The 584-nt window shown below is 45.4% G+C and carries 1 pseudogene; it reads left to right on the forward strand.

The annotated features are described in order from the left end of the window. A pseudogene (locus HC175_RS16625) lies at window positions 1–584 on the forward strand (sodium:proton antiporter); the annotation flags it as partial.

Here is a 584-nt window from a genome sequence, read left to right on the forward strand (position 1 = left end):
TTTCAAGGGGATCACCGGACTTCCGCCATACATTGGAATGCTGTTTAGCCTTAGTGTGGTATGGTTGCTTTCTGAATATGTGAAGCCGGTAAAGAACCTGAGTAAAAATGAAAAGAACCTTTATTCAACACATAAAGCCTTATCAAATATCGAATTTTCAAGCATCCTGTTTTTCCTTGGGATCCTGCTGGCAGTAGCCGGGCTGGAAAGCTTAGTATTTGGTGTTGTTGGCGGAGAAGAAGTAGGAACCTTGTATTACGCAGCCACTCAATTGTCTCAAACCATTCCCAGTATGGATGTGGTAGTGGTGATCCTGGGCGGACTTTCTGCAGTGATCGATAACGTGCCGCTGGTGGCAGCCTCTATGGCAATGTTCGACTTTCCGGTTGATGACAGGATCTGGCATTTTATCGCTTATAGTGACGGAACAGGCGGAAGCCTCCTGGTTATAGGGTCTGCAGCGGGAGTAGCAGCGATGGGAATGGAGAAAATTAATTTTATGTGGTATCTTAAAAATATTGCACCTTTGGCCTTGTTCGGATTCCTGGGAGGCGCAATAAGTTTTGTCATCCTTTCCAGTTTCT

This window comes from Salinimicrobium oceani (assembly GCF_012037645.1).